Annotated in this window: 19 protein-coding genes; 6 read left to right on the top strand and 13 right to left on the bottom strand. The window is 73.4% G+C overall.

Annotated elements, in window-relative coordinates:
- Positions 1-131 precede the first annotated feature (131 nt).
- The gene (locus tag QSK10_RS31535; RefSeq protein WP_285667118.1) at positions 132-1,115 is read left to right on the top strand and encodes an MsnO8 family LLM class oxidoreductase; all 984 of its coding nucleotides are present in this window, start codon (positions 132-134) and stop codon (positions 1,113-1,115) included.
- Positions 1,116-1,122: 7 nt separating this feature from the next.
- On the opposite strand, the gene QSK10_RS31530 is transcribed toward QSK10_RS31535, so the two are convergent.
- The 4 genes from QSK10_RS31530 to QSK10_RS31515 all read right to left on the bottom strand — a co-directional run bounded on the left by QSK10_RS31530 (position 1,123) and on the right by QSK10_RS31515 (position 6,782).
- Complete coding sequence (locus tag QSK10_RS31530) at positions 1,123-1,725, bottom strand: hypothetical protein (protein ID WP_285667117.1); 603 nt, start codon at positions 1,723-1,725, stop codon at positions 1,123-1,125.
- A 13-nt stretch (positions 1,726-1,738) separates the two neighbouring features.
- Positions 1,739-2,797, bottom strand: a complete 1,059-nt coding sequence (locus QSK10_RS31525) for a hypothetical protein (RefSeq protein ID WP_285667116.1) — start codon at positions 2,795-2,797, stop codon at positions 1,739-1,741.
- Between the two features lie 110 nt (positions 2,798-2,907).
- The gene (locus QSK10_RS31520; RefSeq protein WP_285667114.1) at positions 2,908-5,424 is read right to left on the bottom strand and encodes an ATP-binding protein; all 2,517 of its coding nucleotides are present in this window, start codon (positions 5,422-5,424) and stop codon (positions 2,908-2,910) included.
- Between the two features lie 71 nt (positions 5,425-5,495).
- Entirely contained in the window at positions 5,496-6,782 is a 1,287-nt protein-coding gene (locus QSK10_RS31515) for a hypothetical protein (RefSeq protein WP_285667112.1), read from the bottom strand.
- 183 nt (positions 6,783-6,965) lie between these two features.
- Here QSK10_RS31515 and QSK10_RS31510 point away from each other — a divergent pair, with 183 nt between their 5' ends.
- Positions 6,966-8,345, top strand: coding sequence for a M20/M25/M40 family metallo-hydrolase (locus tag QSK10_RS31510; RefSeq protein WP_285667110.1), 1,380 nt, complete (start codon positions 6,966-6,968; stop codon positions 8,343-8,345).
- A 58-nt stretch (positions 8,346-8,403) separates the two neighbouring features.
- On the opposite strand, the gene QSK10_RS31505 is transcribed toward QSK10_RS31510, so the two are convergent.
- Positions 8,404-8,616 (bottom strand): hypothetical protein, encoded by a 213-nt coding sequence (locus QSK10_RS31505; protein ID WP_285667108.1) that lies wholly within the window; start codon positions 8,614-8,616, stop codon positions 8,404-8,406.
- Positions 8,617-8,733: 117 nt separating this feature from the next.
- Positions 8,734-9,726, bottom strand: coding sequence for a sigma-70 family RNA polymerase sigma factor (locus tag QSK10_RS31500; protein WP_285667106.1), 993 nt, complete (start codon positions 9,724-9,726; stop codon positions 8,734-8,736).
- Between the two features lie 61 nt (positions 9,727-9,787).
- On the opposite strand from QSK10_RS31500, the gene QSK10_RS31495 reads away from it, so the two are divergent.
- Entirely contained in the window at positions 9,788-10,588 is an 801-nt protein-coding gene (locus QSK10_RS31495; RefSeq protein ID WP_285667104.1) for an alpha/beta fold hydrolase, read from the top strand.
- A gap of 38 nt (positions 10,589-10,626) precedes the next feature.
- Here the strand turns inward: QSK10_RS31495 and QSK10_RS31490 are convergent, their stop codons facing one another.
- Positions 10,627-11,781, bottom strand: coding sequence for a DUF4132 domain-containing protein (locus tag QSK10_RS31490; RefSeq protein WP_285667102.1), 1,155 nt, complete (start codon positions 11,779-11,781; stop codon positions 10,627-10,629).
- A gap of 85 nt (positions 11,782-11,866) precedes the next feature.
- The gene (locus tag QSK10_RS31485) at positions 11,867-13,258 is read right to left on the bottom strand and encodes a M36 family metallopeptidase (protein WP_285667100.1); all 1,392 of its coding nucleotides are present in this window, start codon (positions 13,256-13,258) and stop codon (positions 11,867-11,869) included.
- Between the two features lie 239 nt (positions 13,259-13,497).
- Here QSK10_RS31485 and QSK10_RS31480 point away from each other — a divergent pair, with 239 nt between their 5' ends.
- Both QSK10_RS31480 and QSK10_RS31475 read left to right on the top strand, forming a co-directional pair.
- On the top strand, positions 13,498-16,293 hold the full coding sequence (locus tag QSK10_RS31480) for a hypothetical protein (protein WP_285667099.1): 2,796 nt from the start codon (positions 13,498-13,500) through the stop codon (positions 16,291-16,293).
- Between the two features lie 68 nt (positions 16,294-16,361).
- Entirely contained in the window at positions 16,362-17,216 is an 855-nt protein-coding gene (locus QSK10_RS31475; RefSeq protein ID WP_285667098.1) for a peptidoglycan-binding protein, read from the top strand.
- A gap of 440 nt (positions 17,217-17,656) precedes the next feature.
- Here the strand turns inward: QSK10_RS31475 and QSK10_RS31470 are convergent, their stop codons facing one another.
- Positions 17,657-18,685: a hypothetical protein gene (locus QSK10_RS31470; protein ID WP_285667097.1), complete on the bottom strand. Its 1,029-nt coding sequence runs from the start codon at positions 18,683-18,685 to the stop codon at positions 17,657-17,659.
- 115 nt (positions 18,686-18,800) lie between these two features.
- Between QSK10_RS31470 and QSK10_RS31465 the strand changes: the two genes are divergently transcribed.
- Positions 18,801-21,863, top strand: coding sequence for an ATP-binding protein (locus QSK10_RS31465; protein WP_285667096.1), 3,063 nt, complete (start codon positions 18,801-18,803; stop codon positions 21,861-21,863).
- Here the strand turns inward: QSK10_RS31465 and QSK10_RS31460 are convergent.
- The 4 genes from QSK10_RS31460 to QSK10_RS31445 form a co-directional block, all read right to left on the bottom strand.
- Entirely contained in the window at positions 21,809-22,768 is a 960-nt protein-coding gene (locus QSK10_RS31460; RefSeq protein ID WP_285667095.1) for a hypothetical protein, read from the bottom strand. The genes QSK10_RS31465 and QSK10_RS31460 overlap by 55 nt on opposite strands.
- A 47-nt stretch (positions 22,769-22,815) precedes the next feature.
- Positions 22,816-23,079 carry a GlsB/YeaQ/YmgE family stress response membrane protein gene (locus QSK10_RS31455; protein WP_285667094.1) on the bottom strand — a complete coding sequence of 88 codons (264 nt, stop codon included), beginning with the start codon at positions 23,077-23,079 and terminating at the stop codon, positions 22,816-22,818.
- Between the two features lie 90 nt (positions 23,080-23,169).
- Positions 23,170-23,433: a GlsB/YeaQ/YmgE family stress response membrane protein gene (locus QSK10_RS31450; protein ID WP_285667093.1), complete on the bottom strand. Its 264-nt coding sequence runs from the start codon at positions 23,431-23,433 to the stop codon at positions 23,170-23,172.
- 72 nt (positions 23,434-23,505) lie between these two features.
- Complete coding sequence (locus tag QSK10_RS31445) at positions 23,506-24,351, bottom strand: NAD-dependent epimerase/dehydratase family protein (RefSeq protein ID WP_285667090.1); 846 nt, start codon at positions 24,349-24,351, stop codon at positions 23,506-23,508.
- Positions 24,352-24,382 lie beyond the last annotated feature (31 nt).

Here is a 24,382-nt window from a genome sequence, read left to right as displayed (position 1 = left end):
GCCGGGATGGGACGGCGGGTCCGCCCGCCGTCCCGCTCCTCCCTCAAGGTGGCGGGTCCCTCCGGGGGCCCGCCACCGGGGTCTTCGTCACGTCGGGGAATCGCCCCCGCGCCGGGCCGGTTGCGATGATCATGACGCGCATCTCGGTACTCGACCGCTCCCTGGTCCGCGAGGGGCACGGTGCCGCGCAGGCGCTGCGCGACACCATCGTGTTCGCGCGGGCCGTCGAGGAACTCGGCTACCACCGCTTCTGGGTCTCCGAGCACCACAGCGTGCCGGGCGTGGCCGGATCGGCGCCCACCGTCCTGGCCTCGGCCGTCGCGGCGGCCACCAGCCGCATCAGGGTCGGCACCGGCGGCGTGATGCTGCCCAACCACAACCCGATGGTCGTCGCCGAGCAGTTCGGGGTCCTGGAATCGCTGTTCCCCGGCCGCATCGACATGGGACTGGGCCGCTCGGTCGGCTTCACCGACGGCGTCCGGCGGGCCCTCGGCGTCGGCAAGGACGAGGCCGAGGCCTTCGGCGAGCGCCTCGGCGAGCTGCTGTCGTGGTTCGCGGGCGGGAACCCGGCGCATCCGGGCGTCCACGCGCTGCCCGCCGAGGGGCTGCGGGTCCCGGCGTTCGTGCTGGCGATCAACGGCGGCGCCGACATCGCCGCCGCGCACGGGCTGCCGCTGGTCATCGCCGCCGGACGCGACGGTGCCCGGCTCACCGACGCCGTGGCGCGGTACCGGGCGTCCTTCACCGGCGAGCGCCCCTACGTCGTCATCGCCGCCAATGTCGCGGTGGCCGCCACCGACGCCGAGGCGCGGCACATGCAGCTGTCGGAGGCGTGGGCGACGGTGGTCTCCCGCACGCGCGGGTTCTTCCCGGCGCTGACCCCTGCCGACGAGGTGGCCGCCCTGGTCAAGACCGAGCGCGAGGAGCGGATGCTCACCGAGGCCGTCGCGGGCAACGTCCACGGCACCGAGGAGGAGGTCGCGGCGGCGCTGGGCGGCCTGGTCCGGGCGGCCGGTGCCGACGAGGTGCTGGTCACGCTGAACACCTTCGACCCGGCCGCCCGCCTGGACTCCTACCGGCGGCTGGCGCGTCTCATGCCGGAAACACTCGCTTAGGCCGTGCTCACTTCGGTGGCGTGACCTCGGCGGAGGTGACCGCGCCCTCGGCGAGAGCGGTCACCTCGGTCCGCAGGCCCATCCCGGTCGCCGCGTCGACGGCCTCCCGCAGCAGGACGTGCGGCCCGGCCACAAGGGTGCGGACCTTCGTCACCCAGCGCGCGCCCTCGCGCGTACCGGACAGCTCGGAGATGTACTCGGCGCAGTCGCGGTCGAGGAAGCGGACGCGCCCGCCGGGCGCGCGGCCCGCGAGGTCCCCCGCCAGCAGGCCCGTGGCGAGCGGCAGGACGGCCTTCACGTCCACCGTGACCGGCTTGAGGTCGTCGACGCGCACCACCGCCTTGCCCGCGGCGAGGTCGCCCCACACGTCCACGGTGCCCTCCATGGCCTCGCGGGTGTCCATGATCTCTTCCTTGGAGCGCGGCTCGAAACCGATGCCGCGCTCGCCGGTGGCGTCGGCGAGGATCTGGTTGAGGGGACGGCCGGAGACGTCGCGCAGGTGGAACCGGTCGCCGAGCCGCCACAGGGTCTGCGCGGCGGTGACGTCGCCGGAGTGCCGCAGGCGGGTGATCAGGAGGTCGGCGCGCAGGCCGGCCGCTTCGGGTGCCATGCCGGTGCTCCTCTCATCGGGTGACGCGGAGGGCGTCGGAGTAGGCCAGGGCGACGTCGGCGTGTCCCAGCGGGCCCACGTCGTACATGTGGACCGCGGCGGGCATCCGCCCTTTACGCCGCAGCCAGTTCATGTGGTAGCTGCCCATGGCCGCGTAGCGGACGTTGTTGGCGCTGGCCTGGGCGACGACACCGGCCATGTAGAAGTTGCGCCACCGGTTGAAGATCTTCAGCATCTTCTGCGGCGAGGTCCGGGGCAGCCCCTGGAGCTCCAGGCGCTCGGCCGGCTGGATGCCGGGGTCGGTGAAGGCGCGCTGGAGCATCAGGTCGCAGTAGGCGGCGCAGAAGTCCCGCAGCGGCGCGTAAAAGTCGCGGTGCCCGTCGATGGAGACGCCGAGGTACCCGCGGAAGGTGAGCCCGTTGATCCAGCCGCCCAGCAGGTTCCGGTGCGTGTTGTACTCGTGGACCAGCACGGTCTCCTCGGGCGAGGCCGCGCCCGCGGCGGCGATGTCGTGCGCGTGCGCCCACGCCATGCGCAGGTAGCGCTGGTTGGGGATGCCGTCCCAGTTCGGCGGGCGCTGCTGCGCCATGTCCTTGACGCCGGTGAAGTACGGGATGAGGTCGGCGGTGGTGTCGGCGATCTTCGGGTAGAGCGATTCGCCACCGTACCGGCGGTGGTCGGGCGCGGCGGCGATGCCGAGGGCATTCATCCGCTGCCGGTTCTCGTCCAGGTAGACCCGCGCCAGCTCGGAGCCGGGGGCCAGGACATCGGTGCTGAAGGGTTCGTAGGTGAAGGACCGCGCACGCACCGCCGCGCCCAGCTCGTTGAATTCGATGTAGCTGTGGTCCTCGCCGATGACGTTCATGTGCGCGTCGTGCTCGAACCAGATCCACGCTCCGGCGCAGTTGGGTCCGGGAAGGGTCCCGATGTAGTCGGTGGCCCGGTCGATGTAGGCGGTGACCTCGGCCCAGTCGGCGAAGTCGCGCACCACGTCGTCGGCGACGAACGCCGCCGCCCTCGCCTCGGTGAGGGGGTCGCCCGCGCGGACCCGCCGTCCGCCCACCCACATCATCGCGTCGCCCGTTCGCTCATGCCGTCCGCCTTTCGGTGAATCGAGCCTTCACCGTAGGCGCGCGGGCGAGACCGCCCGAATGTCCATAAGGGACGATGAACGGGCCGCGGTCACGCCCCCTCGGGCACGTGCTCCAGTCCCGCGCGCAACAGTGCCGCCCGCGCCTCGGCCGCGCGGGCCTCATCGGCGTCGTCCAGCGCGGTGTGCACCGCGGCGAGCACGTCCAGCCCGGTGGCGGCCCACGCGGGCGTCCCGATCGACTCCCACAACCGCGCGGCGCGGGAGGCGCGGGTCAGCGCGCGCTCGGCACGCCCGGCCGCCAGGTGCGAGACCGCCAGGCAGTGCAGGACGGCCGCCTCGCCCCACGTGTTGGCGTAGGCGCGGTAGACCCACAGGCTCTCGGCCATCAGCCGGTGCCCGCGGCCGCGGTCCCCGAGGCGCGCGTGGACGTCGCCGAGCCACACGCGGGCGTGCGCGGTGCCCAGCCGGTCGTCCAGGTCCAGGCTGATGCGCTCGGCGTCGCCGTAGTGCCGCAGCGCCGACTCCAGGTCCCCGGAGTTGCGGGCGGCCTGCCCGAGGCAGCGGTGCGACTGGGACTCCCCCATCAGGTAACCGGCCTCGCGGCTGAGCTCCATCGCCGAGCGGAACAGCTCACCGGCCCGCCCCGGCCGGCCCTCCTCCAGCCACACCACGCCGATCCCGTTGACCGCGTAGACCTCCAGGTTGCGGTTGCCGGTGCGGCGGGCCAGGTCGCGGGCGCGCTCGAAATGCGTCAGCGCCGAGGCGTAGCGGCCGGTCAGGCGGCACACGTAGGCGAGCCCGGCGACGGCGTCGGCGGTGTAGGCGGGATCGTCGGCGGGCCCGAAGGCCAGGCAGTCCTCGAAGTGCGCGATCGCCGCGGGGTAGTCGTCCACAATGGTCGTGAACTCCCCCAGGGCCCGATGCAGGCGCGCGGCGGCCACCGACAGCCCGGCGTCCCGCGCGGCCGACAGCGCGCGGGTCTGCACCCGCCGCCACTCCTCGAACAGGCCCCGGACCTGGAAGTACGCGGTGAGCGAGGCGGCGATCGAGGTCGCGGGCACCAGCCGGGTCGCCGCCCCGGACAGGCCCCGCTCGCTGAGCCGGATCAGGAAACCGTGCTCGCGCTCGAACCAGGCCAGCGGCTCGGCGAGTTCACGCTCGACGGTGGCCGCGTCGGGACGCCAGCGCGTCGCCGGCGGGCCCGGCAGGCCCTGGAAGTCGGTGCCGACCCGGGACTCGGCCTCACCCGCCAGATGCATCGCGCCGCTCAGGAGCCGCGCGAAGGCGGCCTCGCGGCCCGGTTCGGGCAGCTCGGCGGCGAAGTCGCGGACCAGGTCGTGCAGGCCGAAGCGCTCGTGCCCGTCGCGGTCGATGGAGGCGACCAGGTGGACCTCGACGAGCTCGTCGAGGGCGCGCTCGGCCGCCTGCGGCGTGGCGTCCAGGAGCGCCGAGGCGGCCCAGCCGGGGAAGTCGCCGGGGACGGGGGCCAGCAGCCGCAAGAGGCGACCGGCGTCGGGCCCGAGCCTGCGGTGGCCCACTTCCAGGCTGGTGCGGACGCCGACGTCGCCCACGGTGAGGGCGTCCAGGCGTCCCCGCGCGTCGCCGAGGGCGTCGGCGACCACGGCGACCGGGAGGTTGGGGCGCGCGGCCAGGCGGGCCCCGGCGATCCACACCGCCAGCGGGAGGCGCCCGCAGTGCTCGGCGATGGCCTCGACCTGCCCGGGATCGGCGTCGGCGCGGCGGTCGCCGATCATCTCGCGCAGCAGCGCGGTGGCGTCGGCCAGCGGCAACAGCCCCAGCTGGAGACGGTGCCCGTCGAGCCCGGCGAGCCCGGCGCGGCTGGTGACGAGGGTGGCGCAGTTGTCGCCGGTGGGCAGCAGATCGCGGACGTGCGCGGGCCCGGCCGCGTCATCGAGGACGACGAGGATCCGCCGGTGCGAGGTGATCGAGCGGTACAGGTGCACGCGCCCGTCGTGATCGGCGGGCACGGCGGTGCCGACCGAGCCCAGGGCGCGCAGGAACCCGGTGAGCACCGCCGCCGGATCGGCCGGATCGGTGCCCGCGCCGCGCAGATCGGCGTAGAGCAGCCCGTCGGGGAAGTCGGCGGCCAGATCGTGGGCGGCGTGCACGGCGAGACTGGTCTTGCCGATCCCGGCCGCGCCGGTGACCAGCACCGTCGCCGAGGCCTCCCCCAGCAGCGCGGCGGTGACACGGGCGAGCTCGCCGTCACGTCCGGCCAGGTGCGCGCCGCGCGGCGGGATCAGGCGCGGGACGACGGCGGGCGCGGCCTCACGCCGGGCGGGCGGCGCGGCCGCGCGGGACACCCGGGCGCGGGCGGCGGACTTCTCGGCCAGGCGGCGCCAGGCCGCGGCCCATTCGGTGACTCCCCCGCCGCAGGCGCGCACGAAGGCGGTCACCACCGCCAGCGGCGGGAGCGTCTCGCGGTTGAGGGCACCGGCGAGGGTGCTGGCGGGGAGGACGTCGCCCGCCGAACGGGCGCGGCGCTCGATCTCCCGGTACGACAGGTCCGACCAGGCGCGCAAACGGCGCAGCTCATCGACGAAGGCGGCCGGGGTGAGCACCTGGCCGGGTTCGGGCACCGTCATTCCGGCCAGCGTACGGGAGGTGAAGGGTGGGAGGCGAGAGCGATTTTCCCCCGCCCCGCCTCCCCCTGGGGTCACCAGCTGGTGGGCATCGCGTAGAGCATCCGCCTTCCGTTTCCGGTGGCGTGCTTGTGTTCGGTCACCGACCACACCTCGCTCCTGCTGCGCCAGACGGACAGGGCCTCGGGGCCGATGGGCGCGGCCAGGCCCTGGCCGACCACGGTCAGCGCGCCGCCGCTCCTGGTCGCCCGGAACAGCCGCCCGGCGTTGACGGCGGTGTTGCTCTGGTTGAGGAACACGTAACCGCCCGCGCTCGCCACACCCTGCACGCGCCGCACCGGCAGGTCCCACGAGGCGTCGGGGACGCCGTCCATGAGGCGGTGGTCGTCCATGTCGTAGGCGACGACCCGGCCGTTGGACGCCTCGCCGCCGTCGCAGTACTCGCCGACCACGAGCTGATGGCGCGGGCGCGCGTCCCGGTCGATGGAGATGGTGGAGTAGCGCGAGTCACCGGAGTCGGCCTCGCAGTAGACGGCGCTGTTCGGGTCGCGGCCCGCGGTGCCGGCCTGCTGCCACATGCCCACCTGCGGCATCACGTACTTGTAGGTGCTCGCGCAGTACTTGTCGGCGACCCCGTTGGCGTTGGTGTCGACGTAGCCGATGCCGCTGCACGAGGTGGTGCCGTTGGTGGAGGCGCCCAGGTCGAAGATGTGCTTGGTGTCGAAGACCCTGATCCCGTAGAAGGTGTCCACCACGTAGAGGTAGTCCCCGTACCAGGCCATGCCGCCGGCGTGCAGGCCCTTGAGGGCCTTGTAGGTGTAGCGCTCGCCGTCCCAGTACGGGTTGGCCAAGAGGACGTGGCGGTAGGTGTTGGTCGCGGTGTTCAGCACCGAGATGCGCACGCCGCTGCCGCCCTCGTGGTACCAGCCGACGATGATGCCCTTGTTCCCGTTCCAGTCCTCGTCGTCGAGGGCGTCGGCGGTGGTGGTGACCGCCTGCGGGATCCAGGCCGAGACGCCGTCGTCGGGGCCGTTGTAGAAGCTGCTGGTGTCGCCGCTGTCGAAGCAGTACCAGTACTTGGGGTAGGCGGCCTCGTCGGCGCCGTTCTTCGCCGCGGCGCACTCGTTTCCGTTCAGCACCGCGTTGCGATTGCCGTCGCCGAAGACGGCGGTCATGCTCGCCTTGACCATCGGGATGTTGTCGGCGGCCGGGTAGGCCGTCCAGTCCATCACGAAGTCGTTCGCCGGTGGCGCGGCGGCGGCCGGAGCCGTCGCCACGGTGACGGCCACCGCCGTCGACGCGGCCATCGTCAGGGCCAGCACCGCGGCGCGCAGCCGGGCGCCGGGTCGCGTGTCGTTCAAGCGTCCTCCATGCGGACAGCCGCATCCCCCGTGGATGCGGCTGTTCAGTAATGAAAGTAGGACGACGGGGGCCGGGGGTGGCGGGCGCGGGCGTGCGGATCCGTACGCATCCGTACGAGCGCGCGGCGCATTCACGGTCTCACCGGCACGGCCCGATCCCCCCGGATTGTCTACTTTGGACGCATGTCCCAGTTGGAACCGCCCACCGGCGCTCCGCGCCGGGTACTGCTGACCGGCGCGCTGGCCGCCGCCGGCGGCGCGCTCGTCGCCGGGCGCGCCTCGGCCGAGCCGGAGGCCGCGCACGTCCCCGAGGACCTGGCGCGCTTACTGCGCCGGGTCGATCCCGGCCGGATCGAGGCCACCGTGCGGCGGCTCGTCTCCTTCGGCACCCGCCACACCCTGTCCGCGCAGGACGATCCGGCGCGCGGGATCGGGGCCGCGCGCGACTGGCTGCTGGCCGAGCTGCGCGGCTACGGCGGGCGCCTCCAGGTCACCGCGCAGTCCTATGTGCAGCCACCCGGCCCGCGCATCCCGTCGCCGACGACGATCACCAACGTCGTCGCCACGCTGCCCGGCACGGTCACCCCGAACCGGACCTACGTCGTGTCCGGGCACTACGACTCCCGGGTCACCGACGTCATGAACGCCACCGCCGACGCCCCCGGCGCCGATGACGACGCCTCCGGCGTGGCCGTCGCGGTGGAGCTGGCGCGGGTGCTGGCCGCCCACGAGCCCGCCGCCACGATCGTGCTGACCGCCGTGGCCGGCGAGGAGCAGGGCCTGTACGGGTCCCGGTACCAGGCCGCGCGGTACAAGGCCGCCGGAGTCGACGTCCAGGGCATGTTCACCAACGACATCGTGGGCAGCTCCACCGCCGAGGACGGCACCCGCGACGCGCGCACGGTCCGGCTGTTCGTGGAGGGCGTCCCGACCGCGGAGACCCCCGCGCAGGGCGACGTCCGGCGCGCCGTCGGCGGCGAGAACGACTCGCCCACCCGGCAGCTGGCGCGGCACGTCCTGGCGGCGACGAGGGGCGCGCGCGGCGCCGCGGAGGTGCGGCCGGTCTGGCGCCGCGACCGGTACCTGCGCGGCGGCGACCACATCGGGTACCTGGAGCAGGGCTTCCCGGCCCTGCGCTTCACCGAGCCCGCCGAGGACTTCGCCCACCAGCACCAGGACGTGCGCGTGGAGAACGGGAAGCGCTACGGGGACCTGCCGGAGTTCTGCGACTTCGACTACATAGCGCGGGTCGCGCGGGCGAACCTGGCGGCGGTGTGGTCCCTGGCCAACGCGCCCGGCACGCTCACCGGCGTGAAGATCCTGACCGCGAACCTGAGCAACGACACCGAGCTGGTGTGGAACCGCGGCCCCGAGCCCGGCATCGGCGGCTACGAGGTCGTGTGGCGGGAGACCTCGGCGCCGGACTGGACGCACGTGATCCCGGTCGGAAACGTGACCGGCGCGCGCGTGGCGATGAGCAAGGACAACGTGTTCTTCGGCGTCCGCGCCGTCGACCGGCGCGGGCTGCGCGGGCCGGTGGCGTTCCCGGTGCCGCAGAGCTGAGGAGGGCCGGTCCGCGAGGACCGGCCCCTTGCCGTCAGCGGCAGAGCGCGCGGCCCTGTTAGCGGCAGAAGGCGCAGTGATCGAACTCGTAGATCCAGGTGCCGTTCGAGCAGCGGTAGCGGTTCTGCCAGTACTGCCCCCTCGTCGCGGTGCAGCCGGAACCGACGATGCACCACTGGCCGACGAACGGGCACTCCTGGGCGGCCGCGCTGCCGGCGGGCACGAACCGGGAGAGCATCCGGTCGGCGAAACGGGTCAGGGCCTTGGACATGTGCCACCTCCATGACGGTGGACCGGACGGTCCCGGTCCTCTTCCGCCACGCTCCCCCACCGCCCTTGCAGAAACCTTGCGCACCGAGATCATCCGGTGACACACGGCTCGTGTTGATCACAGAGTGAGAGGAAGCCCCATCGCGGTGAAGCTCTCGTCGCCGATGAACGACGTGAGCGCGCAGACCCGGCCGTCCCGCAGCGTCAGCACCGTCACCGACCAGCGGTGGTGGCGGCCGTCCTCGCCGAGCAGGTAGCCCGCCACGGCGGGCTGGCCGTTGGCCTCGGTGACCACGTGCCGCCACTCCCCGCAGCTGCTCAAGGGCACCGCCTCGGCGAACGCGGTGACACTGGCCAGGCCCGAGTACCACGACGGCAGCGGCGGCATCGCCCACGTGACGTCCTCGGTCAGCAGCGCCACCAGCGCGTCGGTGTCGCCCAGTTCCAGGGCGGTGGAGAAACCGGTGACGATCTCGCGGACGCGCGCGTCGCCGATCTCGCTCAGCGCGCGCTGCTGACCGCGGTCGGGGACGCGCTCGGCGATGACCCGGCGGGCCCGCGACAGCGCGGAGTTCACCGACGTCACCGAGGTCTTCATCATCTCGGCGATCTCGGCGGCGCTGAAGGCGAGGACCTCGAACAGCAGCAACGCGGCCCGCTGGTTGCCCGGCAGGTGCTGGAGCGCGGCCACGAAGGCCAGCTCCACCGACTCCCGCCGCTCGTAGCTGCCCGCCGGACCCACCGGGTACGGGCCCAGCCAGGCGACGTCGTCGCGCGGGGCGTGGGCGGTGTCGACCGTCTCGGCGGCCGGGCCCAGGTCGACGGGGAGGGCCCGGCGGCCCCGGCTCTCGATCAGGTCCAGGCAGGTCCGGGTCGCCACCGTGTACAGCCAGGTCCGCAGGGTGCTGCGGCCCTCGAAGCGCGGCAGCGCGCGCCAGGCGCGCAGCAGGGCCTCCTGGAGGGCGTCCTCGGCGTCGTGGACCGAGCCGAGCATCCGGTAGCCGTGCGCGCGCAACTCGTCCCGCAGCGGGGCCACGAGGCGCGTGAACGCCGCGTCGTCACCCGCCCGCGCGGCGGCGAGTTCGGCCTCGGCGAAAAAGTTCTCGCTCATCGCGACGATTCTGCCCGACGGCGGGGGTCTCACCCGGTGAAGGCCTAACAAGGAGGAAGCAATGAACCGTGTTCTCGACGTCCCCGGCGCCCGGCTCCACTACGAGGTGCGCGGCGAGGGTCCGCTGGTCGTGCTGTTCGGCACCCCGATGGACGCCCGCTCCTTCGAGGGGCTCGCCGACCTGATCGCCGGCTCTCACACCGTGGTCACCACCGACCCGCGCGGCATCCGCCGCAGCACGGTCGCCGACGCCGACGCGCCGATCTCGATCGCGACGCGCGCCGATGACCTCGCCCGGCTGATCGCGCACGTGGACGCCGGCCCGGCCGCCGTCCTGGGCTCCAGCGGCGGCGCGGTGACCGCGCTCGGCCTGGCCCAGCACCACCCGGACGCCGTCCGCCTGGTCATCGCCCACGAGCCGCCCCTGAACGAGCTGCTGCCCGAGCGCGAGGAGCTGCGCGAGAAGAGCGCCGACATCGCCGCCACGCACCTGTCGGGCGACGTGCTGGGCGGCTGGCGGAAGTTCCTGGCGCTGGCCGACATCGAGCTGCCGGAGGAGTTCGTCCAGATGATGGCCGCCCCCGGCACCGAGCAGGACACCGCCGACGGGAACTTCCAGTACACGCACCTGTTCACGCCCAGCGTGTCCTGGGAGCCGGACCTGGCCGTCCTGAAGGGCCTGACCGGCAAGCTGGTGATCGGCATCGGCGAGGACTCCGCCGGTGAGCTGTGCGACCGGACCTCACGCGCGCTGGCGGCGGCCCTGGGCGTGGAGCCGGTGATGTTCCCGGGCGGGCACATCGGCTTCGCCGAGGACCCGGCGGCCTTCGCACCTCGCCTGCGCGAGGTCCTGGGCCGCTAGGACGATGGAGGGCCGCGCCGGACGCGGCCCTCTCCGCTCTACCCGGGCAGCTGGGCGAAGGCCTGGCGGCGGCCGGACCCCAGCCGCTCGCGCAGGGCCTCGGCCTCGCCGGGCTTCCCGTCGGTCCACAGCCGGATCTCCTCGGCGGTGTCCGGGACCTCCGCGGCGAGGGCGGCCGTCCAGTCCTCGCCGTGGCGGTGCTCCCAGATCAGGGAAGCGGTGAGGACGCCGACGAGGTGGTGGTCGCGGTAGTGCTCGGCCCACTCGGCGAAGTCCCACGTGCGGCCGGCCGGGATGTCGCGCAGGCGGGCGCGCTGGGCGGCGACCTCGGCGTGGACGCGCTTGGCGAAGCGCTGGACGCCCTCGATGTTCTCCGGGCGGAAGACGCGCTTGTGGCCGCGCGGGCTGGGGAACGGGTAGGTGGTGTAGTCGGGCAGGCCGTCGGCGTCGTACCAGGTGAGCCCGACGAGCATGTTCCGGTCGACTTCGAGGTCGGCGCGCAGCCCGGAGTTGCCGTAGACGGTGGCGTCCTCGCCGCCGAAGATCGCCACGCCCTGGGCGTTCAGGGCGTGCGCGGGCACCGAGCGCTCCTCGCGCACGACGTCCGGGACGCCCAGGGCGGTGGCGACGGCCAGGAGGTGCGGCTCGACGTGCTCGCGCAGGATCACGTAGTCGATGTCGCGGCGCAGGTGGCACAGGGCGGCGAAGGCCTCCTCGGTGCCGAGGGTCTCCAGGGCCCGGAAGGCGACCTCGGCGATGGCGTCGTCGCGGTAGCGCGCGCCCATGCCGCGCAGGGCCGCGGCATAGCGGGCGAGGTGCTCCAGGTGGGCGGCGAAGGAGCCCTCGCCCGAGTACCCGGAGGCGAGCACGAAGGCCTTGGCCAGGGAGCGGGAACCGGCGGCGGTGAGGCCCATGTCGCGCCAGTTGGAGGTGTCGTGCGAGAGGGGCTCGCCGGTCAGCGCGAGCACCATGTCGAAGACGAAGGGCCGGGTGTCGGAGCCCATGAGCTTGGCGGTGGTCTTCTCCCAGGCCTTCTTCACCGCACCCCGGGCGGTGCGCTGCTGGTCGAGGGTCGCCAGGTGCGCGCCGAGCGCGTCGATCCCGGGGATGACGCCGTCGGCGAGGAGGTCGCGGAGCCGGGCCGACCAGGCGTCCTCGGCGGTGGGCACCCAGGAGGGGAGGGAGTCGATCATCCGGCGATTGTGCCCGGTGTACGCCAGCCGGCGCCGTTCGGTGTGAGGAGGGCCGCGCCGGGGTGTCCCGGCGCGGCCGTGCTCACTACAGGATGCCGCGAGCGTGGAAGGCGTTCTGGCAGACCGTGGCGGCGGAGGCGCCGTACAGCCTGCGGGCGGTGTTGACCGTGACGGTGGCCGCGGCGGCGAAGGACGTGTTCGGGGCGTAGGAGAACTGCGCCTCCAGCACGACCTTGACCGCCTGATCGCGGCCGAGGCCCTTGTAGACGTCCCACAGAGCGCGTGACCAGATCTCACCGTCGGCGTGGACCTCGTTCTCCACGTCGCCGGGGTAGACCTTGGTGCCGTCGACGCGGCGCAGGCACTTGGGGGTGCCCGAGGCGTAGGAGACGGCGTCCCAGTCGGCGACGCAGGCCAGCGGGGTCTTGACCGTGTCGGGGTTGTTCGGGATGGACATCATGACCGCGAACCAGTCGCCGAAGCCCTCGCCCATCGCGCCGGCCTCATTGGAGGAGCCGAAGCCGGGGACCTGGGCGTCCTGGATGGCGTGGCCGTACTCGTGCCAGATGACCTCGGCGTCCTCGGCGTCGTCGACACCGCCGGTGCCGAAGGTGATCGAGTCGGCCGAGGGGCTGTAGAACGAGTTGTCGTCGGTCAGGCCGGTGGTCTTGAAGTCCTGGGCCTCGTTGTTGACCGAGGTGAAGCCCAGGCTCTGGATGTAGCTCTGCGCGCTGGTGATGCTGTAGTAGGCCATCACCTGCTCGAAACCGGCCTGCGAGCGGTTGTAGTTGAAGGTGTTGGTGTTGTTCTTGACCTCGCTGGCGCTGATGTTGTTGGCGAAGGACCCGTCGAGCTTGCCGGTGCCGTTGAGGTTTTTGAGGGTGACCGACTTGTAGGCGCCGGACAGGGCGGCGTAGTCCTTGTTGTTCTGGTCGGTCAGCGTGGTGTTCTGCAGCGTCGCCACGGGGTTGGGCTCGAAGACCTTGCCGTGGCCGTCGACGTGGTCGGAGAGCTCGTCGACGCGCAGGACCGAGCCGGAGTCGGTGTCGACGACGGTGCGGTACTCGCCGGTGGCGTCCTGGCTGAGGACGGCGTAGGCGAGGGTGGCGTTGTCGCCGGGGACGACGACGATGTCGGTGCGGAAGGCGTGGCCGCGCGCCTTCGTCTCCGCGGTGGCGGCGCGGTCACCGGAGACGCGCGCCTTGCCGAGGTCGAGTTTGCCGACCGTGAGCCTGCCGTCCTGGATGGTGACGGCGCCGGTCTCGCGGTCGGTGTGCCGGGCGTAGAAGCCGCCGAGCACGGGGTGCCCGGCGTAGGTCTGGGCGTACAGCTCGTGCACGCCGAGGAGGGACTGGTTCGACGCGATCAGCGTCAGGCCCGCGGGGTCGGCCTGCGCGACCGGGGCGCTCACGAGCGTGGCGGCGATGGTCGCCGCCGCGATCGCGCCCGCCATGGCCGCTCTGGGGAGTAACCGCATGATTCACTCCATGGTTCGTGGGATGACGACGGGTGACCGCCGCCGGGCCGGATCGTAGCGGGGAAGCGAACCCCTGCGGAAGGGCCGGAGAAGGGAAAGCCGGTGGAACGCGAGTTCGGCCGGATAAGTTGCGGGAAATCCTTCATACGACGGGGGACCCGCCGCCCGCGCGACCGGGGACGGCCCGCCGCGCATCCCAATAGTCCGATTGACCCGATCAGTCCGATTAGGATGACCGGATGATCAAGCGTCTGGCCTCCGCCTGCGTCGCGCTCCTGCTGGTGCTCGGACCGGCCGGACCCGCCTTCGCCGACGCGCGCATGAGCGTGCGCCTCGATCCGGCGACGACGCCGGTGGCCGCGGGCGACTACCTGTCCTATAACGGGTTCATCCAGTGCTCCATCCCCGGCGGCTGCCAGGACGTGTCGGTCACCTTCACGCCCCCGCCCGGCGCGTCCGGGGCGGGCCAGGTGGCCGAACCGTGGCCGCCGGGGGTCACCTCGGTGACCCCGAACGCCGACGGGACCGTCACCGTCGCCTACGACCACATCGACGCCGGGGCGACCTCCCAGCTCACGGTGAGCTGGCCGTCCCTGGACTACTACACCCCGCCGGGGAACCAGAAGGCCTCGATGGAGGCCACCGCGTCCAACGGGGACGGCACGCCCAGCACCGACGACGCCACCCTCGCGGTGACCGCCTCCCCCAACCCGCAGATCACCAAGAAGGCGCCCGCGCAGGCCGTCCTCGACCAGGACTTCACCTACGAGCTGCGCGCCACCAACAACCCCCGGGGCAGCACGCCGCGCGGCAACCTCGCGCTGGAGAACGTCACCCTCACCGACCCGCTGCCCACCGGGGTCGAGTTCGTCTCGGCGAAACCCGACGAGTGCGTCTACGACGCGGCCACCCACACCGTGTCGATGCCGGTGGACACCAACCCGGACATGCCCGGCAGCCAGTGGGACCAGATCACCGAGTTCCCCTACGAGGTCCGCTGCGACGTCACGGTGAAGGTCACCGACCCCGCCCTGGTCGGCACGGTCCTGGACAACACCGCCTCGATCAGCGGGACGCCCTACGGCGGCGGGGACGAGATCACCGTCTCCGACACCAAGCAGACCACCATCGTGGACCAGGGCACCGTCACCGGCGAGTTCAGCAAGTACACCGACAGCAAAGAGGCCACCGACGGGCAGACCGTCCAGTTCGTGCTCACCGCGCACAACACCGGCAGCTCACCGGCCGACCTGGTCATCAAGGACACGATGCCGAACGGCTTCGACCCCAACCAGGTGAACCTCTACGTCCCCGGGCAGTCGGGCAGCTACCAGGGCGAGGCCACGATCACGGTCACCTACGCCAACGGCACCACCAAGACCATTCCGTGGAACCAGCAGGGCGTGGACGTCGCCGCGCCCGGCGGCAGCGACGTCGTCTCCCTCAAGATCGCCGTGCCCGGCCTGGGCGCGGGCGTCCAGATCAACGCGCAGATCTACGGCGTCATCGACGGCTCGGAGGTCTCCGGCGGCACCGGCGACGTGAAGAACTGCGCCGACTTCAGCCTCGGCCACGGCGCCGGGAAGGTCACCGGGAACGACTGCTCGACCATCCACATCCACCCGGCGCTGGCCTGGCCGCTGATCAGTAAGAAGACCGACGCGGCCCCGGTGGCCCCGGGCGGGACCCACGTGTGGACCCTGACCGTCACCAACGACCCCTACGGCCGCAACACCTCACCGCTGCGGCCCGAGATCATCGACCTGATCCCCGACCAGCTGGAGTACACCGGGGGCACGTTCCGGCTGGCCGCCGGTCAGCCGTCCTACTGCCCCGCCGGTGACCGCTTCGACGTGACGACCCGGCCGGGCGCGCGCGGGCGGGTGGCGCTGGTGGCCGTGGCGAAGCCGGGCGCGACGATCCCGGCGCAGAACTCGGTGTGCGACTACGAGTTCGAGACCACCGTCAAGGCGGGCGCGCCCGACGGCACCTACACCGGCGACGCGACCGCCTCCGACTACCCCGGCAACCTCGTGGGCCTGTTCGACCCGGACAAGCCGCTGCTGGGCGGCGAGCCCGACATCGAGGACTGGGACGGTGACGGGAACACCACCGAGGACTTCCTCAAGGCCGGTGACGACTTCGCCATCGCCCAGTCGGCGGCCCTGTCGGTGAAGAAGGAGGTCCAGGGCGACAAGGACGGCGCCTGGCAGGGCTCGGCGGAGCAGGACGCCTCGCAGGTCGGGCACGCCACGTCCGGCGGGACGGTGTCCTACCGGGTGGTCCTGGGCAACCTCGGCAACAAGACCCTCACCGACGTGGTCGCCTACGACCTGCTGCCCGCGCCGGGCACCAAGGGCGTCACCGACGGGCGCTACAACGACCCCGCGGTGAGCGTGTGGCGTCCGACGCTGACCGGGCCCGTCGACGTCGGCACCGCCCCGGCCGTCATCACCTACTCCACGAAGGACGATCCCTGCCGCCCCGAGATGGACAACTCCAACGGGGGCGCGTCCTTCTACTGCGGCGGCGTCGTGGACCCCAGTTTCGTCCCGGCCGCCGCGGTGACCGACTGGACGGCGATCCGCTCCCTGCGCTTCGACTTCGGCTCGCACCGGCTCCTCGGCGGCGAGACCTACACCTTCACCTGGACCATGGACGCCCCGGAGGGTGATTTCACCGGCAGCGAGCGGACCTGGAACAAGATCGCCATCGGCGGGCGCCGCATGGACGGCGGCACGCTGCTGTCGACCGAGGCGCCGTGGGTGGTGTGCGAGATCAAGACGGAGAAGGTCCCGCCGACCACTCCCCCCACGACACCGCCGACGGTGCCGCCCACCTCGCCCCCGACGTCGCCGCCCACGGTGCCGCCGACCGTCCCGCCGACTGTCCCGCCGACCACCGCGCCGCCCGCTCCCGGGCCGCTCCCGGTGACCGGCGTGAACCTCGCCCTGGGCCTGCTGGTGGGCCTGACCCTCGTGATCGCCGGACTGGCCCTCGCCCGCCTCCGCAGGTCTGGACAGGAGATCGACTGAGGCCCCAATATGGACGGGCTCCGGCAGAAATAGGCCCTCACCGGCCATGACACGAGTGGGAGACCGCGATGACCTTAGAGACCAACCGGACCAGACGATGGCTGCTCACCAGCGGCGCGGCCGCCGTCGCGGGAGTGGCGGTGTCGTCGGCGCTGGCGCCCGGCGCGTTCGCCGCCGTCCCGGCCGTCGACATGGAGATGGTGCTGCTCGCCGCCCAGGTCGACCCCCCGAAGGCCGACACCGGTCTCACCCCCGGCTGCCACGATCACGTGCTGCCGGTGGAGCAGGCCCTGACCGCGAAGGGCTTCCTGGCGGCCTCGGCCGATGACGGGCACTTCGGGACGTCCACGATCTCGGCGTACGCGGCCTACCAGCGGTCCCTCGGCTACACCGGGATCGACGCCAACGGCCTGCCCGGCGCGACCTCGCTGACCTCGCTGGGCAGCGGCCGCTACACCGTCACGCGGCCCGTCCGCGCCGGTGCGCGCGACGACTCCTACGGCGGCAAGCAGGTCAACGCGCGCACCGCCGACATGCTCGCCCGCGCCGACGGGATGATCGCCCCGAGCATCACCCTCACCCAGGGCTCGTACAACTCGTCGAACCCCGACTCGGCGGGCACCCACGACGGTGGCGGCGTGGTCGACATCTCCGTGTCGTCCATGACCGACACCCAGCGCTGGCAGGCCGTGAAGGCCCTGCGCACGGTCGGCTTCGCCGCCTGGCTCCGCACCCCCGCGGACGGCTTCGCCTACCACATCCACGCGGTCGCGGTCAGCGACCCGGACCTGTCGGGCCCGGCACAGCGACAGGTCCACGACCACTACTTCGGCAAGAACGGCCTGGCCAACCACGCCGGGGACAACACCCCCTCGGCGTACAAGGTGCCGTTCACGTGGTGGGAGAAGTACCTGCGCGGCTAGGACGCGCGACGCCGTCCGCCCCGCCACGGCGGCGGGGTGGACGGCGTGAAGCACGGCCGGGCCGCGCGGACGGCGGGACCCGGTCCCGGCCGTCGGCGCACCCGGCATGAGGGTGGGCACCCGGCTTCGCGCCGGCGGGCGGGTGAGCCTCACTCATCCGCCGCCGCCGCCGCGGCGAAGCGGGCGGGCGGTACACCCGGCCCGGATCCCCTACCTGCGGGCCGGACACCGGCTCCAGCCCGGCAGGCGGGTGAGCCGTGCTCATCCGCCACCGCGGCGAAACGGGCGGGCCGGTTCACCCACCCGGTCCCACCCGGCCCGGATCCCCTGCCCGACGGCCGGACACCCATTCCATCCCCGGCAGACGGGTGAGTTCCATCCAGGCAGGCGGGTGAGCCTCGCTCATCCGCCACCACGGCGAAACGGGCGGGCCCTCACCCCTACCGGCGTGTGAAGTCCAGGGTGTACCTGGTGACCTCGACGTCCTGGGTCAGCGCCAGGGTCGCCTTGTTCGACAGCAGCGTCAGCTTCCCGCGCGGCTGGAACTCCAGCTCGAAGGTCGTGGCGTCCCCGGGCATCTCGTAGACCCAGGTGAAGTAGCCGCCCTTGTCGTCGGTGTCGGTCCAGGTCACGTCGTTCGCGTTGAAGTACTGCCCGCTCGTGCTCATCTTGAGCGAGTTCTCCGCGTACAGCTCGAAGTAGGTGACCACGTCCTTGGTCTGCTTCGGCCAGTAGATCTTGATGGTCAGGCGGGCGCTGTTGCCGCTGACCCAGCCCAGCTCGGGATCCCACAGGTCGCGCCAGGCGGTGATGCCGCCGTTGCACTCGTACCAGCCCCAGGACGAGCCGGACTCGCCCTTGAAGTACGCGTGGTAGTCCGGGACGTCGACGGCGCCTTCGATCGCCGAGTAGTAGCCGTTCACGCTCTCCTGGCGCTCACGGTCGCGCAGCGAGAACGACTGCAACCGCCCCTCGTCGGTGACGGCGAGCGTGGCCGGCTCCTTCACGGGCGCGACGGCGACGATCACGTCACCGGGATCGGGTGTGCGTTCGAGGGGGACGTGGAAATCGCCCAGGACCAGCTCGGCGTTGACGCTGCCACCGGAGGAGTAGGCGGTCTCGCCGGGCGCGGTCGGGGAGATCGTGACGACCACGAACTCGTAACCGGGCGGCGCCAGCGGCGGGGCGTCGGTCTTGTCCGGGTAGACCGCGTCGAGCCCTCTCACGCTCCTCATCGTCGACACGCACGCCACGGTCAGCGCGAAGTGCGGGCCGATGAGGTCTCCCGCACCGGTCTGGACCTGGTCCTCGGCCTTGTCGCAACCCGAACCGCCCACACCGGAGACCTGGTGGACGTAACCGCGCGGCGCGGCGAGCTGGGGCGGCACGCTCGACCCGCACCCGGCGGCGACGAGCGGGAGCAGCAGTAAACCGAAACCCGCCGTCCGAAGTGGACCGATGCGCCGCATAAGGCCTCCCTGTTGAGATGCCGCAGAGGATACCCCCCACGGGCCGCCCGCGCCCGACGGCCACCCGGCGCCTCCGCCTCGCCGCCGGACCCGCCCGAGCCCTAGTCTTGGGCCAGTGCGTGTGAGCCTGCTGGGACCGGTGACGGCCCGCGACGATGACGGCGCCCCACTGGACGCCGGTGGGGCGCGGCTGCGCGCGCTCCTGGCCCGCCTCGCCCTCGACGCCGGGCGCGTCGTCCCGGCCGGCGCGCTCATCACCGGCCTGTGGGACGCCGAGGCCCCCGCCAACGCCGCCAACGCGCTCCAGGGCCTGGTCTCGCGGCTGCGGCGCGCGCTCGGCGCCGACGTCCCGCACGTCGACGGCGGCTACCGGCTGTCCGGCGCCACCGTCGACGCCGCCGAGTTCGAGGAGCTGGCCGCGCGCGGCCGCGCCGAACTGGCCGCCGGGCGCGTCCACGAGGCCGACGCGACCCTCACCGAGGCCCTGGAGCTGTGGCGCGGCGAGGCCCTCGCCGACGTCCGGGACGCCCCCTTCGCGCTCGCCCCCGCCGTCCGCCTCGACGGGCTGCGCCTGGAGACCACCGAGGACCGCTTCGAGGCGCGACTGGGCCTGGGCCGCCACACCGAAATCCTCGCCGACCTGGCCGCCGCCACCGTCGAGCATCCGCTCCGGGAACGCCCGGCGGCGCTGCGGATGCGCGCGTTGCAGGCGGCCGGGCGCACCGCCGAGGCCCTCACCGTCTACGCCGAGCTCCGCGAGCGCCTGGCCGAGCGGCTCGGCGCCGACCCCTCCCCCGAGCTGCGCGCGGCGCACCTGGAGCTGCTGCGCGGCGAGGAGCGCGCCGCCACGCCCACCGCCGGGCGGCTGCCCGTGCGGCTCACCAGCTTCGTCGGCCGGGAACCGGAGCTGGCCGCGCTCACCGGCCCCGCCTCGCGGCTCACCACGATCGTCGGGCCCGGCGGCGCGGGCAAGACGCGCCTGGCGGTGGAGGCCGCCGCGCGGCATCCCGCGCACGCCGCCGGGCGCGTGTGGTTCGCGCCGCTGGCGGGCGTCGGCTCGCCCGACCGCGTCCCCGACGCCGTCCTGGCCGCCCTCGGCCACGGCCTGCGCCGCGACGGGACGCCCGCCGAGCGCGTCGCCGCGCTCCTCGGCCCCGAACCGGCGGTGCTGGTGCTGGACAACTGCGAGCACGTGATCGCCGCCGTGGCCGCCCTCGCCGAGGAGCTGCTGGAGCGCGCGCCGGGCCTGACCATCCTGGCCACCAGCCGCGAGCCGCTCGCCGTCACCGGCGAGGTGCTGTGCCCGCTCGGGCCGCTCGACCCCGCCGACGAGGCCCGGCGGCTGTTCACCGACCGGGCCCGCGCGGTGCGTCCCGGCTTCGACGCCGACGAGGGCGCGCGCGAGGCCGTCGCCGAGATCTGCCGCCGCCTCGACGGCCTGCCCCTCGCGCTGGAGCTCGCCGCGGCGCGGCTGCGCTCGATGAGCGCCGAGCAGATCGCCCGCCGCCTCGACGACCGCTTCCGGCTGCTGGCCGCCGGATCCCGCACCGCCGTCCCCCGCCACCGCACCCTCCAGGCGGTCGTGGAATGGAGCTGGGACCTGCTCGCCGAGCCCGAGCGCGTCCTCGCCCGCCGCCTCTCGGCGTTCCCCGGCGGCGCGCGCCTGGCCGACCTGGAGGCCGTCGCCGCCGGACCCGAACTGCCCGCCGCCGACGTCATCTACGTCCTGGGCTCGCTGGTGGAGAAGTCCGTCGTGGACGCCGACGGCGGCGCCGACCCCCGCTACCGCATGCTCGAAACCGTCCGCGCCTACGCCGCCGGGCGGCTCACCGAGTCCGGCGAGCGCGCGGCCGTCGAGGCGCGCTTCATCGCCCGCCTCCTCGCGGTGGCCGAGGAGAACGAGCCGCACCTGCGCACCGGCGAGCAGCTGCGGGCGCTGGCGGTGTTCGAGGCCGAGGACGACAACATGTCGGCGGCGCTGCGGCTGGCCGTCGACGGGCACGAGCCGGACTCCTCGGCGCGGCTGATCGGCGCGCTGGCCTGGTTCTGGCAGACGCACCGTCCCGACCGGCGGCTGACCACCCAGATCCGCCAGATCCTGGCCGTCTTCGGCGATGAGCTCCCCGAGCACGCCCGGGCCGGTTTCGCGGCCGTGGCGGCGCTGTCGGAGGGAACGCCGATCCTCCCTGCGACCGCTCGCGCGCTGGTCGACGAGTGCGTCCGCACCGGCGCGTTCGAGCGGTACCCGGCGCTGGTGGCCGCCGTCCCGACCGGGGCGATGCTGGCCGGGGACGCCGAGCTCGCCGACCGCGAGCTGCGCCGCGCCGCCGGGCATCCCGACGCGTGGGTGCGGGCGGTGGGGCGGCTGATGGAGGTCACCGTGCGCGGCGACCGGGGCGACTGGGCGGGCGCGGCGGCGCCGCTGGCGGAGGCGATCGAGCGGTTCACCGCGCTCGGGGACCGGCTGGGGCTGATGATGGCGCTGTCGGTGCTCGCGCGGCGGCACTCGGTGGAGGGGGACCACGCGCGCGCCATCGCCGAGTTCGAGCGCGCGGCGGGCGTGGCCGCCGAGACGGGCCCGTTCGCCGACGTGTGGCTGCGCACGCAGGCCGCCGGTGAGCGCGTCCGCGCCGGTGACCTCGACGGCGCCGAGCGGGACTTCACCGCGCTGCTGGCGCGGCTGGCGTCCGGCCCGCCGGAGCGGGTCCTAGAGGTCCGGCTGGGCCTGGTGAACCTGCATCTGCGGCGCGGGGACCTGGCGGCGGCCGAGGCCGCGGTGGCCGAGCTGACCGGGATGCTTCAAGCGAGCGGCCATCCGCCGCCGCTGGCGAAGATGATCACCGTCGTGGCGCGGATGGGGCTGCGGCTGGCGGCGCGGGACGCGTCCGGCGCGCGCGAGCTGTGGCCGCCGGTGGTCGTCTCCTGCAAGTCGCTGCGGGACTTCCCGCTGGCCGCCGAGCTGTACGCCGCGCTGCTGGCCGCCGAGGGCGACGCGGTGGGGGCGGCGAGGGCGCTGGGGTGGAGCGAGCGGTTGCGCGGCGCCTTCGACGCCGGGAACCCCGATCTCGCCGAGCTGGTCGCGGACCTGACCGCGAGGCTCGGCGAGGAGGGCTACCGCGCCGCTTACGCCACCGGTACCGGCGCCTCCCGCGACGAGGTCGCCCGCACCCTGGCGTAGGCCAGTCCGGCGGCGACGACGATCGCGACCACCCCGTAGGCGGTGAGCGTGGCGGCGTCCGGGTGGGCGAAGGACTGGTCGCGCAGCATCTGCCATGAGGTCACCAGGAAGAACCCGGCGTACCCGAGCGCGGCGGCGCCCACGACGCGGCGGCGGGTCGCCTCCGTCATCCGGCCGCGCTTGGCGAGAACGAGGGCGATCAGCAGGAGCACGTGGACACCGTGCAGGCCCACGAAGTGGGGGACTCGGATGTCGCCCCCGGCGTCGTTCCAGCCGGTCAGGGCCATGCCGTTGCCGTCGGGGTGGCCGGCCAGGCCGTGCCCGCCGGCCATGGTGACCTCACGTCCGGCCGCGTCGGTCACCGTCCGCGTGGTCACCTCGATCAGGCCGGGCACGAAGTTCGGCACGATGACCACGATCATGCCCAGCGTGGACAGCAGCAGCCCGGCCCGCAGCGCGCGGTCCACGGCCCGGTCCCCGGAGCGCTGGACCAGCACCAGGATCGCGAAGGCGATGTTGGCCAGCGCGATCGGCGGGACGCCGTAGGCGAAGACGATCTGCACGGCCTTGCTGAACGCGTCGGTGCTCGCGTTGAAGTGGCTGAACGTGCCGCGCGCGGCGGCCAGGACGATCATGGTGATGTCGGACAGTCCCGCCACGGCGAAGACGGTGCCGAACCACCAGCCCGTCCGGCGCGCCTTCTTCAGCCGCGACAGCAGCCAGGCGAGGGTCAGGCCGTAGACGCCGAAGGCGAAGCCGAACTTGGCGGGCTTGAGCCAGACCGGGTCGCCGAGCAGCGTCCGGCCGTCGACGGCGATGCCGACCGCGGAGACGAGGGCCAGCAGGAGGAAGAGGGCCGACACGACGGTCAGCGGGCGGTGCCATTTGAGGGGTGCGAATGCCATGGCCCGACGATCGCCGGGCCCGCTGACAGATCACGGCCAGATCGCTGTCACGTCTTCTTGCGCATCGCAGCGACGATGGCGACGCCGACGACGGCCAGCGCGAGCTGGAAGAACAGCTCGATCCAGTCGACGCCCTTGGTGGTCGCCACGCCGAAGAGCTTGGCGAGCGCGGTGCCCAGGAACGCGGCGACGACGCCGACGACGAGGGTCAGCCAGATCGGGATGTTCTGGCGGCCGGGCAGGATCAGGCGTCCCAGGGCACCGACGACGAGGCCGATGATGAGGGCGGAGAAGATGCCGTCGATGGTCATGGCGCCTCCCTTGTCACGTGGGCTCCTCCATCTTGCCCTCTCACCGGCTCTCACCAGGGCGTATTCGCCGACTCCGCCCGGCCGCCCGGGTCAGCTCGAACGCCGGATGCCGGAGAGGACGCCCACGCCGACGGCGGCCAGGGCGACCTGGATGCAGATCTCGATCCAGTCCACGCCCGCGGTGTCGGCGACGCCGAGGGCCCGCGCGATGGCCGTGCCGATCAGCGCGGCGGCGATGCCGACCAGGATGGTGAGCCAGATCGGGATGCTCTGGCGGCCGGGCAGGACGAGCCGCCCGAGGACGCCGATCACGAGTCCGACGATGATGGCGGAGATGACACCTGCGATGGTCATGCCAGCACTCCTGTCCCGGGCGAGCGAGGGGGGCTTCGCCCGTGGACGGAGAGATGCCCCCGCCGTGCCGGATCAAACGTGCCGGACGTAGGACCCCGTGGCGATCTCGTCGACGGAGGAACGCGCCGGGCTCCACCCGAGCCGCGCCGCGCGCGTCGAGCGCACATCCTGGTCGAGGGCCAGCGCGGTGGCGTAGGGCGCGCCGAGGAGCTCCACCGCGCGGTCCAGCGGTAGCGGCTCGGTGCGTCCCCGGCCCCCGGCGGCCAGGTCGGCGGCCGCGGCCAGCGCGACCGTCGACACGGCCGGCTCATCGATGCCGTGCCAGATCGCGCCCGCCTCGAAGCGCTCCACGACCAGCGCGAAGAGCCCGGCGAGATCCTCGACGTGGACCATCGGCCAGCGCCCGCCCGGCCCGCCGACGTGGCGTCCGATGCCGTGCGCGGCGGCCCAGTCGACGAGCATGGCGGGAATCCCCGCGCCATCGCCGTAGACGATGCCCGGGCGGATGATCGACCCGCCGCCGCCCAGCGTGAGCTTCTCCATGCGCGGCCGGAACGCCGCGATCGGCAGCGGGTTCAGCGGCGCGTCCTCGTCGGCGTGATCGCGTCCCGTCTCGCCGAGGACCCAGATGCCGCTGGTGTACACCAGCGGCCGGTCGGCGCCCAGCAGCGCCTCCAGCGCCGAGGCGTCGGCGTCCTCATCGCCGGTGGGCGCCGCAGCGTGCACGATCACGTCCGAGCGCGACGCCACCCCCACCAGCCCCGCCGGATCGGTGATGTCACCCCGCACCCCTTCGACCCCGGGATGCGCGGCCCGCCCCGAGCGACTCAAGCCGGTGACGGCATGCCCCCGCGCGGCGAGCGCGCCGGACACGGCGGCCCCGATGTAGCCGGTGGCACCGATGACGAGCACCTTCACGTGACCTCCAGGATCGCGGCGGGCGAGTTCG

This window comes from Actinorhabdospora filicis (assembly GCF_030269765.1).
Classification (GTDB): Bacteria; Actinomycetota; Actinomycetes; order Mycobacteriales; family Micromonosporaceae; genus Actinorhabdospora; species Actinorhabdospora filicis.
The sequence above is the reverse complement of the archived record's forward strand: the minus strand, read 5'-3'. Positions and strand labels throughout refer to the sequence as shown.

What these genes read in the sequence shown, in the direction of transcription:
- QSK10_RS31450 (WP_285667093.1), bottom strand. Translation starts at nt 23,433, where the DNA reads ATGACCATCGCAGGTGTCATCTCCGCCATCATCGTCGGACTCGTGATC.
- QSK10_RS31475 (WP_285667098.1), top strand. Translation starts at nt 16,362, where the DNA reads ATGACCTTAGAGACCAACCGGACCAGACGATGGCTGCTCACCAGCGGC.
- QSK10_RS31520 (WP_285667114.1), bottom strand. Translation starts at nt 5,424, where the DNA reads ATGACGGTGCCCGAACCCGGCCAGGTGCTCACCCCGGCCGCCTTCGTC.
- QSK10_RS31480 (WP_285667099.1), top strand. Translation starts at nt 13,498, where the DNA reads ATGATCAAGCGTCTGGCCTCCGCCTGCGTCGCGCTCCTGCTGGTGCTC.
- QSK10_RS31505 (WP_285667108.1), bottom strand. Translation starts at nt 8,616, where the DNA reads ATGTCCAAGGCCCTGACCCGTTTCGCCGACCGGATGCTCTCCCGGTTC.
- QSK10_RS31455 (WP_285667094.1), bottom strand. Translation starts at nt 23,079, where the DNA reads ATGACCATCGACGGCATCTTCTCCGCCCTCATCATCGGCCTCGTCGTC.
- QSK10_RS31535 (WP_285667118.1), top strand. Translation starts at nt 132, where the DNA reads ATGACGCGCATCTCGGTACTCGACCGCTCCCTGGTCCGCGAGGGGCAC.
- QSK10_RS31500 (WP_285667106.1), bottom strand. Translation starts at nt 9,726, where the DNA reads ATGAGCGAGAACTTTTTCGCCGAGGCCGAACTCGCCGCCGCGCGGGCG.
- QSK10_RS31470 (WP_285667097.1), bottom strand. Translation starts at nt 18,685, where the DNA reads ATGCGGCGCATCGGTCCACTTCGGACGGCGGGTTTCGGTTTACTGCTG.
- QSK10_RS31510 (WP_285667110.1), top strand. Translation starts at nt 6,966, where the DNA reads ATGTCCCAGTTGGAACCGCCCACCGGCGCTCCGCGCCGGGTACTGCTG.
- QSK10_RS31485 (WP_285667100.1), bottom strand. Translation starts at nt 13,258, where the DNA reads ATGCGGTTACTCCCCAGAGCGGCCATGGCGGGCGCGATCGCGGCGGCG.
- QSK10_RS31530 (WP_285667117.1), bottom strand. Translation starts at nt 1,725, where the DNA reads ATGGCACCCGAAGCGGCCGGCCTGCGCGCCGACCTCCTGATCACCCGC.
- QSK10_RS31460 (WP_285667095.1), bottom strand. Translation starts at nt 22,768, where the DNA reads ATGGCATTCGCACCCCTCAAATGGCACCGCCCGCTGACCGTCGTGTCG.
- QSK10_RS31490 (WP_285667102.1), bottom strand. Translation starts at nt 11,781, where the DNA reads ATGATCGACTCCCTCCCCTCCTGGGTGCCCACCGCCGAGGACGCCTGG.
- QSK10_RS31525 (WP_285667116.1), bottom strand. Translation starts at nt 2,797, where the DNA reads ATGATGTGGGTGGGCGGACGGCGGGTCCGCGCGGGCGACCCCCTCACC.
- QSK10_RS31495 (WP_285667104.1), top strand. Translation starts at nt 9,788, where the DNA reads ATGAACCGTGTTCTCGACGTCCCCGGCGCCCGGCTCCACTACGAGGTG.